The organism is Sneathiella chungangensis, assembly GCF_009882935.1.
Classification (GTDB): Bacteria; Pseudomonadota; Alphaproteobacteria; order Sneathiellales; family Sneathiellaceae; genus Sneathiella; species Sneathiella chungangensis.
On sequence record NZ_WTVA01000001.1, the window covers coordinates 579,894 to 594,797 of the forward strand.

Sequence of the window (14,904 nt, forward strand, 5' to 3'; positions counted from 1 at the left end):
ACAGTTTTTCCGCCTTCCCTTTTACCGCGCGGAAACAGGGCAGCACAACCCCGTGCGGCATTTGCGGTGAAATCACGGAATTTCCCGGAAAACTGCGAAATTTCGGTCACAGCCGCGTGCCTCCCGGCGTCACAGCATGGACGGAGGGAAGAATGGGTATTTTTGGCGGCTGGTTCTCTAAACCATATTCCGACGCGACGGCCAAGCCGTCCGATACCTTCGGCATGACGATTCTGGCGAGCTCGCTTGCCGACGCCCAGTTGTTGATGATGACCGCGGCCGAACGCGGGATCGAAATTGACGGGGACATCACGCGCGCCGTTCTCGATGCTGAGGATGCACTGCAAAAAAAGCGGATAACCCCCGAGATTGCCGCGGATTTCTGGCAGGCCTATGAATCCCTCTCCCATACGCTGAGTCCGATCACCATCGACAGCGTCCGCGCAACCCATGATCTCCGTCAGTTGCGATCCGGCATCTGGGGATATCTCCAGGGCAAGGTTTATGTTCCCTTTTCCCGGAAATCGGCCTTCCGCTACAAGCTGCTCTCGACGCTGACGCTGCTGTCGCTGATCGCGCTTCAGGTTTTCTGGGCCATCGGCAACACACTGGTTATCGACATCAAGGAGCAGTCCGATCGGATCGTCGAGCTCGAAGCGCAAGTATTCACGTCGACAAAATCGGACGGATACGGAAACGGCAGCGATCTTTCGAAAAGACAGGCGGAAAGCCCCGGATCAGCGATGGAATCCAGCGGTTCCGGCGCCGCCCGCAACGCCGCCGGGCAATCGGAGACGTCAACCGCCGTTGATACGCAGGAACTCAACCGGCGCATTGGCGAGTTGATCTCCTGGCGCAATGCCGAGGTGATCGAGCTCAAGAACTGGAACCGATTCTGGGGCCGGCTCATTTTCTTCAGCCAGGAAACCTGGGAAAAGCCGGATTACAACGACCTGTCGGAGGAGGCGAAAACCCATGTCCATTATGTATCCGCGCAATATGTGCTGCATGCCATATCCGCCTATTTCCTGCCGATATTATATGGGTTGCTGGGGGCGTCTTTCTATGTCCTGCGCCAGCTGCCGAAAGATATCGAGAAGCTCACCTTCTCCATGAACTCCCATATCGACTACAGCCTCAGGATTACGCAAGGACCACTCGCCGGAATTATGGCGAGCTTCTTTTTTACGGAGACACCGGCACAGATCTACTCGATGACGGCGCATTCATCGGCCTTCGCGACCATAAAGCTTGGAACGTCGAGCCTCAGCAATTTCAGCCCGCTTGCCGTCGCCTTTCTCGCCGGCTACAGCGTCGAGCTCATTTTCTATGTCATCGACAAGATCATCTCGACGGTGACAACCCGATCGACCGCGCCGGCCGCGACCCCGATGGCGCAAAAGGTGAAATCATTCACCGCTAAATCTTCCACCGCCGCCGAGAAGCCGTCGGCGCCGCCCGTAAATTCGCCCGAGAATCGGTAATTCGCGCTTGTCCGGGCGGCCTTCCGATCACTCGCGATTCGCGCCGCCAATGCCGCAACCCCGCAGAAAACATGGTTAATTTGCGCAAAAAATATGCAATTTCAGGGAGTCTCTCTTGCATTCATGCCCGCATATTCAAATTTAACGCAATGTTAAGAGTCCGAGGCGGATGATAAAGTTGTCCAAGGTTGATCGAAGCTGTTTTTGCCCTTTCCACCCCTCCCCTCAACGGCAAAAATGGCTTCGATTACCCCTCTCCCTAAACCGGGTCGATATCGCCTTTTTCCTGCATCGCGAAGAAATCGAGCGCGAAATCCGCCATCTTTCCCGCTTCAATCGCGGCGCGCATGCCCGCCATGATCTCCTGATAATAATGCAGATTATGCCAGGTCAGCAGGATGGAGCCGAGCATCTCCTTCGCCTTGAACAAGTGATGAAGATAGCCGCGGCTGTAATTCCGGCAGGCCGGGCAGGCGCACCGCTCATCTAGCGGGCGCGGATCATCCGCATGCCGGGCATTGCGGATATTGATGGTGCCATAACGCGTGAAGCCCTGCGCATTCCGCCCTGAGCGGGTCGGCAGCACGCAGTCAAACATATCGATCCCGCGCATGACCGCGCCGACCAGATCATCCGGCTTGCCTACCCCCATCAGATAGCGCGGCTTGTCGTTCGGGAGCGCGGGCGTTGTGAACTCCAACGTGCGGAACATTTCCGACTGCCCTTCCCCCACGGCCAGCCCGCCGACGGCATAACCCTCGAACCCGATGCCGGTAAGGGCGGCCACCGATTCCAGACGTAAATCCTCGTAGGTCGAGCCCTGAACGATACCGAACAGGCCATAGCCAGCCCGTTGCTCATAGGCCTCGCGGGAGCGTGCGGCCCAGCGCATGGACCGGCGCATGGAGCTTGCCGCCACCTCCTCCGTCGCCGGATAGGGCGTGCATTCATCGAAGGCCATGGTGATGGTCGCGTCAAGATCATTCTGGATCTGCATGGAGCGTTCGGGCGTCAGTTCGAACCGCTGGCCATCGATATGGGATTTAAAGGTGACGCCGTTTTCATCGATCTTGCGCAGCTCATTGAGCGACATCACCTGAAAGCCACCGCTGTCGGTGAGGATCGGCCGCTCCCAGTTCATGAATTTATGCAGGCCGCCAAGGCGTTTCACCCGCTCCGATCCCGGGCGCAGCATCAGATGATAGGTATTGCCGAGCAGGATATCGGCGCCGGTCTCGCGCACGGCCTCCGGCGTCATGCCCTTCACTGTCGCCGCCGTCCCGACGGGCATGAAGGCGGGCGTGCGTATCTCCCCATGGGCGGTATTGAGCGTTCCGCGCCGGGCCGCGCCGTCAACGCAGGAGATTTTGAACTCGAATGTCTTTGTCATGACGTCGGATATAGCAGCGAACAGTCGCCATAGGAATAGAAACGGTATTTCTCCGCGATCGCATGGGCATAGGCCGCCTTCATGGTCTCCAGTCCGGAAAAGGCCGACACAAGCATGAACAGCGTTGATTTCGGCAGATGGAAATTGGTGATCAGCAAATCGATCGCCTTGAAACGGTAGCCCGGCGTGATGAAAATATCCGTCTCCCCCTCGAACGGATGGAGAATGCCCTGCTCATCCGCCGCGCTCTCCAAAAGTCGCAGGCTGGTCGTCCCGACCGAAACAATCCGTCCGCCGCGGGTGCGGACCTCGTTAATTTTCCTCGCCGTCTCCGCATTGAGGAAGCCCCGTTCCGCATGCATCAGATGGTCTTCCGTATCCTCGACCTTGACCGGCAGGAAGGTGCCCGCGCCGACATGCAGGGTGGTCGTCACCATCTCGATCCCGCGCGCGCGGAATTTCTCAAGAAGCGCCTTGGTGAAGTGAAGGCCCGCCGTCGGGGCCGCGACCGCCCCTTCGTCTTTTGCAAAAATCGTCTGGTAGTCGCGCTTGTCCTGCTCATCGACGGGACGCAGGCTGCTGATATAGGGCGGGAGGGGGATTTCCCCATGCGCCATCAGCTTTTCCATCAGTTCAGGGCCGGAAGCAGAGAAGGAGAGCGCAACCTCGCCGCCATCGAATTTTTCCGTAACCAATGCTGTAAAATCATCGGAGAACCGTATGATATCACTAACCTTTAACTTCTTCGCAGGCTTCGCAAAGGCATGCCAGCTATCGGCGGCGACATTCTTGTGAAGCGTGACCTCGATCTTCGCCGTCCGCCTTGTCCCGCGCAGCCGTGCCGGGATCACCTTGGTATCATTAAAGACGAGGAGATCGCCTTCGCGCAGCAGTCCAGGGAGATCCGCGACCTTATGATCGGCCAAGGATTTCCCGACCACCAGAAGCTTCGCCGCCTCGCGCGGAACGGCGGGACGATCGGCAATCCGGTCCGGCGGAAGGGTAAAATCGAACAGGTCAACTTTCATGGCGTAAAACGCAAACGAACGACTTGGGACGCCAAGCCGTTCGTGCCCGGAATTAGAGGAAATCTATTCGACGTCGGCCGCAACCTTCAGGCTGATGATCTTGTCCGGGTCCTTAACGGAGCCATTGTCCATGCTGTTGCCCTTCTTGATCTTGTGAACGGCGTCCATGCCCTCGACGACCTGGCCCCAGATGGAATACTGGCTGTCGAGATGCGGTGCGCGGTCAAACATGATGAAGAACTGGCTGTCGGCGCTGTCCGGATGTCCGGCGCGGGCCATCGAGCAAGTGCCCTCAATATGCGCTTCACCGGAGAATTCCGCGCTCAGCTTCTGCCCTGATCCGCCGGTTCCCGTGCCATGCGGACAGCCCGTCTGGGCCATGAAACCGTCAATCACGCGGTGAAATACAATCCCGTCATAAAAGCCGTCGCGCGCCAGTTCCTTGATTCGGGTGACATGGTTCGGCGCAAGATCGGGGCGCATCTCGATAACGACGCGGCCGTCCTTCAGTTCAAGATAGAGGGTGTTTTCTAAATCACGGGACATAAATCGCTCCTGTTGCGTCCGGATCCCTCCCGGACAGTAGTGTTAGCTGGTTTTATTGCTCCGGATCAGCTCGACGCGCTCGACAATTTTCTGCGCCGTCGCTGCGGAAACAAATTTCGTAATATCCCCATCCAGCAAGGCAATTTCCTTGACCAGGCTGGAGGCAATGAACTGATGCTGGTCGGAGGCCATCAGGAAAACCGTTTCAATCTCGGAATTCAGGCGCCGGTTCATGCCCACCATCTGGAATTCATATTCAAAGTCGGATACGGCGCGAAGACCGCGAATAATAATCGAGGCGCCCACCTGCTCCGCGAAATGCATGAGAAGGTTGTTGAAGGGTTTCACGACGAAATTGGTGCCCGGAAATTCCTCGGTCATTTTCTCGACCATTTCCACGCGTTCTTCGACGGTAAAAAGAGGATTTTTCCCCGGGTTCATCGCCACACCAATCACCAGCGTATCAACCAGTTTCGACGCCCGCCGGATGATATCATAATGGCCGAGGGTGATCGGATCAAAGGTCCCCGGGTACAATCCTACGCGATTCTTCGGCATGAAATTTATTTCCTTTCTTTGCTACTTCTTTGCGTTAGCTTGATTATTCTGCACAGGCGGTCAGTCGTTTTCTTCCTCACCGGCGGGATCGGCGTCCTCTCCGCCCTCGTCATCCGATTTCGCATCGGCAAGCGCGGTGACGGATACGACCTTCTCGCCTTCCGCCGTCTTGAAGAGCGTGACGCCCTGCGTATTCCGGCCGGCGATCCGGATATCGGTGACAGGCGTCCGGATCAGCTTGCCGCCGTTGGTGACCAGCATGATCTGCTCATCCTCCGTAATCGGGAACGTCGCAACGACCTCCCCGTTCCGGCTCGAGGTTTCAATATTGATGATCCCCTGGCCGCCGCGGTTCGTGACGCGGTATTCGAAGGCATTCGTCCGCTTGCCATAGCCGTTTTCGGTGATGGCGAGCAGGACTTCCTCATCTTTTAGCAAGGTCTCATAGGTCTCGGCCGAAATATCGCCATACTCGGTGACGTTGCCACTGTCATCGACGGATTTGCGCGCCCGGAGATAGGCATCGCGGGTTTCCGTATCGACGTCGACGTGATTGAGGATCGACATGCCGATGACGCTGTCCCCGTTGGCGAGCTTCATGCCGCGCACGCCGCTTGAATCGCGGCCCTTGAACAGGCGCACATCGGTTGCGCGGAAGCGGATGCATTTGCCGCCTTTGGCGACCAGCAGCACATCGGAATCAGGCGTACAGATCTGAACGCCGATAAGCTGGTCATCTTCATCCAGCTTCATGGCGATCTTGCCGTTCGATTTCACGTTGGAGAAATCGCTGAGCTGGTTGCGCCGGACATTGCCCTTGGCGGTCGCGAACATAACCTCGAGTTCCGACCAGCTTTCCTCCTCCTCGGGGAGCGGCATCAAGGTGTAGATCACCTCACCCTCCTCCAGTGGCAGGAGATTGATGATCGCCTTGCCGAGGCTCTGCGGCGAGCCGAGCGGCAGCCGGTAGACCTTCAGCTTGTAGACCCGCCCGAAGGAGGAGAAGAACAGCACCGGCGTATGGGTGTTCACGACAAAGACCTGCGTTACGAAATCCTCGTCACGGGTCTGCATGCCCGCACGGCCCTTGCCACCGCGGCGCTGCGGCCGGTAGGTCGAGAGCGGCACGCGCTTGATATATCCCTTGTGGCTGACCGTCAGCACCATATCCTCGCGCTGGATCAAATCCTCGATATCATGCTCGAACTCGTTTTCCTCGATCTGCGTACGCCGCGGAACCGCGTATTTCTCCTTCATTTCCAGAAGTTCGTCGCGGATAATCCCGATCAGGCGCGGCCGGCTGGACAGAATATCGAGATAGTCGAGAATTTTCGTTCCCAAATCCTTGAGTTCGTCACCGATCTCGTTCTGGCCGAGCGCGGTCAGGCGCTGCAGGCGGAGATCGAGGATCGCCCGCGCCTGGGCTTCGGACAGACGGTAGGTACCGTCGGCATTGATCATATGCTCGGGATCATCGACAAGCCGGATCAGCGCCTCGACGGAGTTCGCCGGCCAGTCGCGGCCCATCAGTTCGGCGCGCGCCGTTGCCGGGTCCGGCGCCGCACGGATCAGCTTGATCACTTCATCAATGTTGGCAACCGCGATGGCGAGACCGATCAACACATGTGCCCGCTCCCGCGCCTTGCCCAGCAGGAACTTGGTCCGCCTTGAGATAACCTCTTCGCGGAAATCGAGGAAGGCCTCGAGCAGTTCCCTGACGTTCAGAAGCTCCGGCTTGCCGCGATTGAGCGCCAGCATATTGACGCCGAAGGAGGTCTGCAGGGAGGTAAAGCGGTACAGCTGGTTCAGTACCACCTCGGCCATCGCATCGCGCTTGATCTCGATCACCACGCGCACGCCATGCCGGTCCGATTCATCGCGGAGATCGCCGATTCCGTCGATCTTTTTCGCCCGCACCAGGTCGGCAATCTGCTCGACGAGCCGCGCCTTGTTGATCTGGTAGGGAATTTCGCTGACGATCAGGGCCTGACGTTCTTTGCGGATTTCCTCGATATCCACCTTCGCCCGCATGATCACCGAGCCGCGCCCGGTGGTGAGGCCGCTGATCGATCCGCTGCGTCCGAGGATAATGCCGCCGGTCGGGAAATCCGGACCGGGGATATAGTCAATCAGTTCCTCGACCGCCATGTCCGGCTTCTCAAGGAGGGCGAGCGCCCCGTCAATCACTTCGCCAAGGTTATGCGGCGGGATATTGGTCGCCATGCCGACGGCAATGCCGCCTGCGCCATTGACCAGCAGATTGGGATAGCGCGCCGGCAGAACCGAGGGCTCGCGCTCGCTGTCGTCATAGTTATTGACGAAATCAACGGTGTCCTTGTCTATATCGTCGATCAGGCTCTCGGCCGCCTTTTCAAGCCGCGCCTCGGTGTAACGCATGGCCGCGGCCTTGTCGCCGTCCATCGAGCCGAAGTTACCCTGCCCCTCAACCAGTTTGAGGCTCATCGAGAAATCCTGCGCGAGGCGCACCATGGCGTCATAGATCGCGCTGTCGCCATGGGGATGGTAACGACCCATCACGTCACCGACGACACGGGCGGATTTGCGGAAGGCCTTGTCGGAGGTATAGCCGTTCTCATACATCGCGTAGATGATGCGCCGGTGCACCGGCTTGAGGCCGTCACGGGCATCTGGAAGCGCGCGCGACACAATCACGCTCATGGCGTAGTCGAGATACGACCGCCGCATTTCCTCCTCGATGGTAACGGGCACAATATGCTTGTCGAAAGGAGGGTTGGTTACATCGCTCAAGGCAGGGATTCCTGAATAAACTTGCTTATGCCTGAGATGATTCAGGCATGGGAAAATGGTAAAACTCCCCTGCCCGAAACGGCTGTGAACAGGGTTGCCCTGTTCTACAAGATATCAGCCCCTCGCGCAACCTTTAGCGGGCCAGAAAGGCGCCCTTTCGCCGCTTGTTGCGCCCCTTAAAGGGCGGCGCTGTCGAGCGCCTGCTGTCCGCGGGAAACCGGCGTCGCCCTGCGCACGCGGTTCGTGACCATCCGGTCATGCAATTTGGTTATGATCCGGCTTCCCGTCTTTTCAAAAAGGAATGGGAAGACGGCATGGACGGTCGCGCAAAACCCGGCGACAAACAGCCAGAATGCGAAGGTGCCGGACATTTCCATATGCTCGGCATAGCTTTCATTGACGGAAGCGGGATGCTCGGTAAAGAGTTTCAGGATCGTCATCTGTCTTGGTCCGGTTTCTAATGGTCATTCATACTCACAACTTGGGGACAATAATAACCGATCATACGGAAATTTTTGTCCTTTATTGACGCATATGACAATTTATGTGAAACATATTGCTCGTAATTTTTATATTTTACGGGATATTTACCCATGGATCATATTGACCAGAAAATTCTGACTCGCCTGCAAAAGGACAGCTCCATCGCCGTCGCGGACCTCGCCGGTGAGGTCGGCTGTTCGCGCACCGCCTGCTGGCGGCGCATCAAGTCGCTGGAGGACGCGGGCATCATCCGCGGCCAGGTCACCCTTCTCGATCGGAGCAAGCTGAATTTGCCGGTCACCGTTTTTGTCGCCATCAAGACAAGCCGCCATGATGTCGACTGGCTCAGGAAATTCGCCGAGACCGTCGATAAGTTTCCGGAGATCATGGAATTCTACCGGATGAGCGGCGATATCGATTATCTGCTGAAAGTCGCGGTGAAGGACGTTGCCGCCTACGATCGGTTCTATCACCGGCTCATTCAGGAGGTCGAGCTCTCCGACGTCAGCTCCAATTTCGCGATGGAGGAGATAAAGTTCACCACCGCCCTGCCGCTTCAGTCGATTTAGCGGGCAATGCGTGGCCGTCCGAACGCTACGACGGTCAAAAGGCTCTCGATAAACAATTCGCGGCCGTCGATCAGGGCGACATTGTCTTTGCGGTCGAACGTCGTATGGATTTGCATGGCGCCCGCGGCCGTCGCCATCTCCTCCGCCTCCCGGGTCAGGAGTTCCTGCGCCGCCAAGGCGGCCGCCTCCAAGGTTGCGAAGTCCAGCGGCTCGCCGCTGTGATAGAGGCGGAATTCATCCGTTTCCGTCGGCATGATGGTGGCATTGGCGCTGACGCGGACCTGACCCACAACCGCGCCGACGGCATTGGCGACACCGGCATGATCGGGAATGATCGCCCGGGTGCGCAGGCGCCCCGCGACCTCCGGATAATAGATATGGGCGGAGGCGCCGAGCCCGATCACCGGTTTTCGAAAGCCGATGCTCAGATCGACGAGCGGATGCGCCTCGGGCCGGCGGGCGGCGCGATAAAGGCTGACCGCAAGGGACGGCGGAAGCTGCTCATTTCCCGCAAGGGCAGCCTCGATCAGTGTCTCGCTTGATGTCGTCACCAGCGCATCGACAATCATCCGGCTCAGCGCGTCGGCGGAGGGCGCGATCGCCATCCCGCGGCTATCCTTGTTGCGGGCGAACAGCGCCGCCGCCATCTCCGCCGCCCCGCGGTCCCAGGCATCATGGAGCCGGAGAACATGGGCCGCATCCGACGGCGTAAGGCCCGCGACCATGACAAGCCCCATGGAGACAAGCCGGTCGAGCGCCGTCAGATACCGGCGCTTCACAATCAGCTTGTCCAGCGCCACCGGCCCTTTTTGCAATTCATCAAGAAGGTCGCGCTCAAGCGGTTTCAGGGCCGCGAGATGGGCGCTCTGCCGTCCGATGACAGCGGCGAACCGGCCGGAGGTTTCCGTTACCCGCTCCTGTCCGAGCGCGGCATCGAGCGTGCGATGGACAAGATCGGCATGGTCAAGGGCGAACAGGCTGACCGGCACAAGTCGTCTCGGCCCGAGGCCAATGGCGAGCGACAGGCCGGACCGCACCGCCGAAACCTCGCTGTCCCCGCCAAGGCCGACGGTATACATCGCCACCGCCTCGACCATTGTCCGCCAGCCGCCGACCGTCGCCCCCTCCGCATCCAGCCGCGGTCGTCCCCCGTCAAGAAGCGCGATATCCGTCGTCGTGCCGCCGATATCGGAAACCATGGCGTCCGTCTCGCCGCTCAGATAGGCCGCCCCGACAAGGCTCGCGGCGGGACCGGAGAGAATGGTCTCGATCGGCTTCACCTTGGCAATTTCGGCGGAGATGAGCGCGCCGTCGCCCTGCACCACCATTAGCGGAGCGTTGATCCTGGTTTGCGCAAGCAGGGCCTCCGTCGAGGCGACCAGATGATGGATGAGATTGATCAACCGCGCATTCAGGACCGAGGTCAGCGCCCGTCGCGGCCCGTCGAGCTTGCTGGAAAGCTCATGGCTGCAGGTGACGCTGTTGCCGGAATGGGCGAGGATCAATTCGCGCGCCCGGAGTTCATGCTCGGGATTGCGGATCGCGAATAAGCCGGCAACGGCAAAGGCGGAAACGCTTCCCTCCATGGCGGCCAGCTCCGCCGTCAGCTTGTCCTCGTCGAGCGGCGCCAGCGCTTCCCCATGTCCGTTATGGCCGCCGCCGAGGAAAATGACCGGATCGCCTTTAAGGGCCTCACGGAGGTTATTGCGATCAAGCGCGCTCTCCTCAAAACCGATCATCACCAGGCAGATGCGCCCGCCCTGCCCTTCAACCAGCGCATTGGTGGCGAGCGTGGTCGAAAGCGACACCAGGCCGATGTCGCCCGGCGTGATTCCTTCCGCCGCAATCACTTTGGCGAGGGAATTCCCGATACCGATTGCATAGTCTTCCCGCGTCGTCAGCGATTTGGCGCTGGCGATGACGCCCTTTTCCTCATCAAACAGCACGGCGTCCGTATAGGTGCCGCCGGTATCAATGCCGAGCAATAAGGTCATGGAAGCGTTATACTGGTTGCGGGAAGGTGAGTAACTCGACCTTGTTGCCGTCGGGATCGGTGAAAAAGGCGCCAAAATAAGTGGTGAGCGCAGCCGGGCGCATTCCCGGTTTCCCGGCATCCGCGCCGCCGCCCGCGAGCGCTGCCTCGTAGCAGGCGGTGACCAGTTCCTCGCTGCGGGTACGGAGGGCGATGTGACAGCCGGTATCGGCGGCGACCGGCGCCATTTCGGGGCGCGCATTAATCCAGAATTCGGGGAATTTCTTGCCATAACCGATCATCGTCGGCCGGTCGGCAATGCGCGTCATGCCGAGATGCCCGAGCACCGCATCATAGAATTGCCCGCTTTTCGCAATGTCGCTGACCGCAACGGAAACATGATCTATCGCCATTTTCTTTCCTCCCTGCTGTTCCTTGTCAAATAAAAAAGGCCGCCCGCAAGGGACAGCCTTTTCTCACTTTCTTCCCGTCATCCAACGATCAGAACGGTATATCGTCGTCGAAGTCGCCGCCCATGCCGCTGCCGGCCGGACCGCCATAGCTCCTGTCTCCGCCGCCGCTCGGGGCGCCACCGCCGCCATATTCATTGCCGCCCTGCGCCCCGCCGTAGCCGGCGCCCTGACCCTGACCGCCACCGGCGCTGTCGAGCATGGTGAGCGCGGAATTAAAGCCCTGCAGCACAACCTCGGTCGAATATTTGGTGATGCCGTCCTGTTCATACTGGCGGGTCTGAAGCTGGCCTTCGAGATAGATTTTCGAGCCCTTCTTGAGATATTGCTCGGCGATCTTGCAAAGTCCTTCGTTGAAGATCACAACCCTGTGCCATTCCGTGCGTTCCTTGCGCTCACCGCTGTCGCGGTCGCGCCAGGATTCGCTCGTCGCCACCCGGAGGTTACAGACAGGCTTGCCGTTGTTCATATAGCGAACTTCGGGATCCGCGCCCAGATTTCCAACAAGAATGACTTTATTAACGCTGCCCGCCATGATGATTTCGCTTCCGATTCTAATTTCCCGTAAAAAATTCTGGCCAGACAATAACGTGCAAAAGCGCCTCTGGCCAGTGCTTTTCGACCAGAATGTCGACCGTGAACAAAATGAAAACATTTTTTCGGATTGTGACTGGTAATTTACCGCGTTAACCGATAAATTCCGGCCATCATTCAAGATCACGTCAGGTATATTATCCGAATGCAGAAAATTCTCAGCATCCGCGGCGCCCGCGAACACAACTTGCAGAATGTCAATATTGACATCCCCCGCGACCAGCTGGTGGTGATCACCGGGCTTTCGGGCTCCGGCAAGTCCTCCCTCGCCTTCGACACCATCTATGCGGAGGGGCAACGGCGCTATGTGGAAAGCCTGTCGGCCTATGCGCGGCAGTTCCTCGAGATGATGCAGAAGCCGGATGTCGATCATATCGACGGCCTCAGCCCGGCCATCTCGATCGAGCAGAAGACAACCTCGAAGAATCCGCGCTCCACCGTCGGGACGGTGACGGAAATCTACGACTATCTGCGCCTTTTGTATGCCCGTATCGGCGTTCCCTACTCCCCGGCGACGGGCCTGCCGATCACCAGCCAGACGGTAAGCCAGATGGTCGATCAGGTGATGGCCATGGGGAACGGCAAGCGGCTCTATCTGATGGCGCCGATCGTGCGCGGCCGCAAGGGCGAATATCGCAAGGAATTCCTCGATCTTCGGAAACGGGGTTTCCAGCGCGTCAAGGTCGATGGCGAGATTTTCGATATCGAGGAAGTGCCCGAGCTCGACAAGCAGATCAAGCATCATATCGACGTGGTCGTGGACCGGGTCGTGCTGAATGAGGATATTCAGGGCCGCCTCGCCGATTCCATCGAGACGGCGCTCGACCTCGCGGACGGTCTTTTTGCCGTCGAGGATGCGGATACGAAGGACCGGACGATGTTTTCGTCGAAGTTCGCCTGCCCGGTTTCCGGCTTCACGATCGAGGAGATCGAGCCGCGCATCTTCTCCTTCAACAACCCGTATGGCGCCTGCACGGCCTGCGGCGGTTTGGGCACCGAGATGTTCTTCGATCCCGACCAGATCGTGCCCGATGTCACGCTCACCCTGCGCGAAGGCGCCATTGCGCCCTGGTCCCGCTCCCAGACGCCCGCGCCCTATTACATGCAGACGCTAGAGGCGCTCGCGAAGCATTACGGCTTCACCACCACCGAACCCTGGGAAGACCTTACGGAAGAACAGCAGAAGGCGATTCTTTACGGCACGGGGGAGGAGAAAATCCAGATCACCTTCGATGACGGCCTGCGCACCTACAAGACCAACAAGCCGTTCGAGGGCGTGATCCCGAATATCGAGCGGCGCTGGCGCGAGACGGACAGCAGCTGGGTCCGGGAGGATCTGGAGAAATATCAGGACAAGACCAACTGTTCCAAATGCGGCGGGCATCGGCTGAAGGAAGAGAGCCTCGCGATCCGCATCAACAACCTGCATATCGGCGAGGTGGTCGAAAAATCCATTCTCGACGCCCGCAAATGGTTCGAGGAACTTTCCGGCGTGCTGTCGGAGAAAGATAACTCCATCGCCGAGCGGGTGCTCAAGGAAATCAACGAGCGGCTCGGCTTCCTTGTCGATGTCGGGCTGGAATACCTGACGCTCTCCCGCTCGTCCGGCACCTTGTCGGGGGGCGAGAGCCAGCGGATACGCCTCGCCTCGCAGATCGGCTCGGGCCTCACCGGCGTGCTCTATGTGCTGGACGAACCCTCCATCGGGTTGCATCAGCGGGACAATGCCCGGCTTCTCAAGACCCTCGTCAACCTTCGCGACCAGGGCAATTCCGTTATCGTCGTCGAACATGACGAGGAAGCGATCCTGACCGCCGATCATGTGGTCGATATGGGCCCGCGCGCGGGTCGTCACGGCGGCCGCCTGATCGCGCAGGGCACGCCCGAAGACATCATGAAGGAGCCGGAAAGTATCACCGGCAAGTATCTGTCCGGCGAGATGGAAGTCCCGCTTCCCAAACAGCGGCGGGAGGTGAAGGAATCGCGCCAGATTCGCATCATCGGCGCGCGCCACAACAACCTCAAGCGGGTCAATGTGAATATCCCGCTCGGCACCTTTACCTGTGTCACCGGCGTCTCCGGCGGCGGCAAATCCTCACTGATTATCGAGACGCTCTATAAGGCGATCGCGAAAAAGCTCAACAACAACCGCAACCACCCGGGACCGCATGACCGGATCGAGGGGATCGAATGGCTCGACAAGATCGTCGATATCGATCAGTCCCCCATCGGGCGGACCCCGCGCTCCAACCCGGCGACCTATACCGGCGCCTTCACGCCGATCCGCGAATGGTTCGCGGGCCTGCCGGAGGCCAAGGCGCGCGGTTATAAATCGGGGCGTTTCTCCTTCAACGTGAAGGGCGGCCGCTGCGAGGCCTGTAAGGGCGACGGCGTCATCAAAATCGAGATGCATTTTCTGCCCGACGTCTATGTGCAATGCGACGTCTGCAAGGGGGATCGCTATAACCGCGAGACTCTGGAAATCAAGTTCAAGGACAAGTCCATCTCCGACGTGCTCAATATGACCGTCGATGATGCCGCCGTCTTCTTCAAGGCAGTGCCGAACGTCCGCGAAAAATTCGAGACGTTGCAGCAGGTCGGCCTCGGCTATATCCATGTCGGGCAGCAGGCGACGACCCTCTCAGGCGGTGAGGCGCAGCGCGTCAAGCTCGCGAAGGAACTCTCCCGCCGGGCGACGGGCCGCACGCTCTATATCCTCGATGAGCCGACCACCGGCCTGCATTTCGAGGATGTGCGCAAACTGATGGAAGTTCTTCAGGCGCTTGTCGATGCGGGCAACAGCGTTCTCGTGATCGAGCATAACCTGGAAGTCATCAAGACCGCCGACTGGGTCATCGACATGGGCCCCGATGGCGGCGATGCGGGCGGCTATCTGGTGGCTGAAGGCACGCCGGAAGACGTCGCGAAGGTCGAGGCAAGCTATACCGGGCAGTATCTGAAAGACATTCTCGCCAAACGGCCACCGGTCAAGCAGGCGGAAGCCAAGGCGAAAAAGCCAAAGAAGACGAAGGCGGCATAGG

General features: G+C 59.0%; 12 protein-coding genes. 3 read left to right on the forward strand and 9 right to left on the reverse strand.

All coding sequences use genetic code 11. The features are described 5' to 3' along the window. Window positions 1-152: 152 nt before the first annotated feature. Window positions 153-1,484 (forward strand): hypothetical protein, encoded by a 1,332-nt coding sequence (locus GQF03_RS02855; protein WP_161337667.1) that lies wholly within the window; start codon window positions 153-155, stop codon window positions 1,482-1,484. 259 nt (window positions 1,485-1,743) lie between these two features. Here GQF03_RS02855 and tgt read toward each other — a convergent pair whose 3' ends face one another. The 6 genes from tgt to GQF03_RS02885 all read right to left on the reverse strand — a co-directional run bounded on the left by tgt (window position 1,744) and on the right by GQF03_RS02885 (window position 8,215). Further along, entirely contained in the window at window positions 1,744-2,874 is a 1,131-nt protein-coding gene (tgt, locus tag GQF03_RS02860; protein WP_161337668.1) for a tRNA guanosine(34) transglycosylase Tgt, read from the reverse strand. Next, a complete protein-coding gene (gene queA, locus GQF03_RS02865; protein ID WP_161337669.1) occupies window positions 2,871-3,902 on the reverse strand; it encodes a tRNA preQ1(34) S-adenosylmethionine ribosyltransferase-isomerase QueA in 1,032 nt (343 codons plus the stop codon). Before queA ends, tgt begins: the two co-directional genes overlap by 4 nt. Window positions 3,903-3,965: 63 nt before the next feature. Next, window positions 3,966-4,448, reverse strand: coding sequence for a peptidylprolyl isomerase (locus tag GQF03_RS02870; protein ID WP_161337670.1), 483 nt, complete (start codon window positions 4,446-4,448; stop codon window positions 3,966-3,968). Between the two features lie 42 nt (window positions 4,449-4,490). Beyond that, window positions 4,491-5,006, reverse strand: coding sequence for a pantetheine-phosphate adenylyltransferase (gene coaD, locus GQF03_RS02875; protein ID WP_161337671.1), 516 nt, complete (start codon window positions 5,004-5,006; stop codon window positions 4,491-4,493). Between the two features lie 60 nt (window positions 5,007-5,066). Further along, entirely contained in the window at window positions 5,067-7,775 is a 2,709-nt protein-coding gene (gyrA, locus tag GQF03_RS02880; protein ID WP_206376247.1) for a DNA gyrase subunit A, read from the reverse strand. Window positions 7,776-7,951: 176 nt separating this feature from the next. Beyond that, a complete protein-coding gene (locus tag GQF03_RS02885; protein ID WP_161337672.1) occupies window positions 7,952-8,215 on the reverse strand; it encodes a DUF6356 family protein in 264 nt (87 codons plus the stop codon). Between the two features lie 153 nt (window positions 8,216-8,368). Between GQF03_RS02885 and GQF03_RS02890 the strand changes: the two genes are divergently transcribed. Next, window positions 8,369-8,827: an Lrp/AsnC family transcriptional regulator gene (locus GQF03_RS02890; RefSeq protein WP_161337673.1), complete on the forward strand. Its 459-nt coding sequence runs from the start codon at window positions 8,369-8,371 to the stop codon at window positions 8,825-8,827. Here GQF03_RS02890 and GQF03_RS02895 read toward each other — a convergent pair. From GQF03_RS02895 to ssb, 3 genes are all read right to left on the reverse strand, one after another. Next, the gene (locus GQF03_RS02895; protein ID WP_161337674.1) at window positions 8,824-10,821 is read right to left on the reverse strand and encodes a hydantoinase/oxoprolinase N-terminal domain-containing protein; all 1,998 of its coding nucleotides are present in this window, start codon (window positions 10,819-10,821) and stop codon (window positions 8,824-8,826) included. The two genes, GQF03_RS02890 and GQF03_RS02895, sit on opposite strands and share 4 nt — an antisense overlap. A gap of 7 nt (window positions 10,822-10,828) precedes the next feature. Continuing rightward, complete coding sequence (locus tag GQF03_RS02900) at window positions 10,829-11,212, reverse strand: VOC family protein (protein ID WP_161337675.1); 384 nt, start codon at window positions 11,210-11,212, stop codon at window positions 10,829-10,831. Window positions 11,213-11,300: 88 nt separating this feature from the next. Continuing rightward, window positions 11,301-11,804, reverse strand: coding sequence for a single-stranded DNA-binding protein (gene ssb, locus GQF03_RS02905; RefSeq protein WP_161337676.1), 504 nt, complete (start codon window positions 11,802-11,804; stop codon window positions 11,301-11,303). Between the two features lie 204 nt (window positions 11,805-12,008). Here ssb and uvrA point away from each other — a divergent pair, with 204 nt between their 5' ends. Beyond that, window positions 12,009-14,903, forward strand: coding sequence for an excinuclease ABC subunit UvrA (gene uvrA / locus GQF03_RS02910; protein WP_161337677.1), 2,895 nt, complete (start codon window positions 12,009-12,011; stop codon window positions 14,901-14,903). The last annotated feature ends 1 nt before the right edge of the window (window position 14,904 follow it).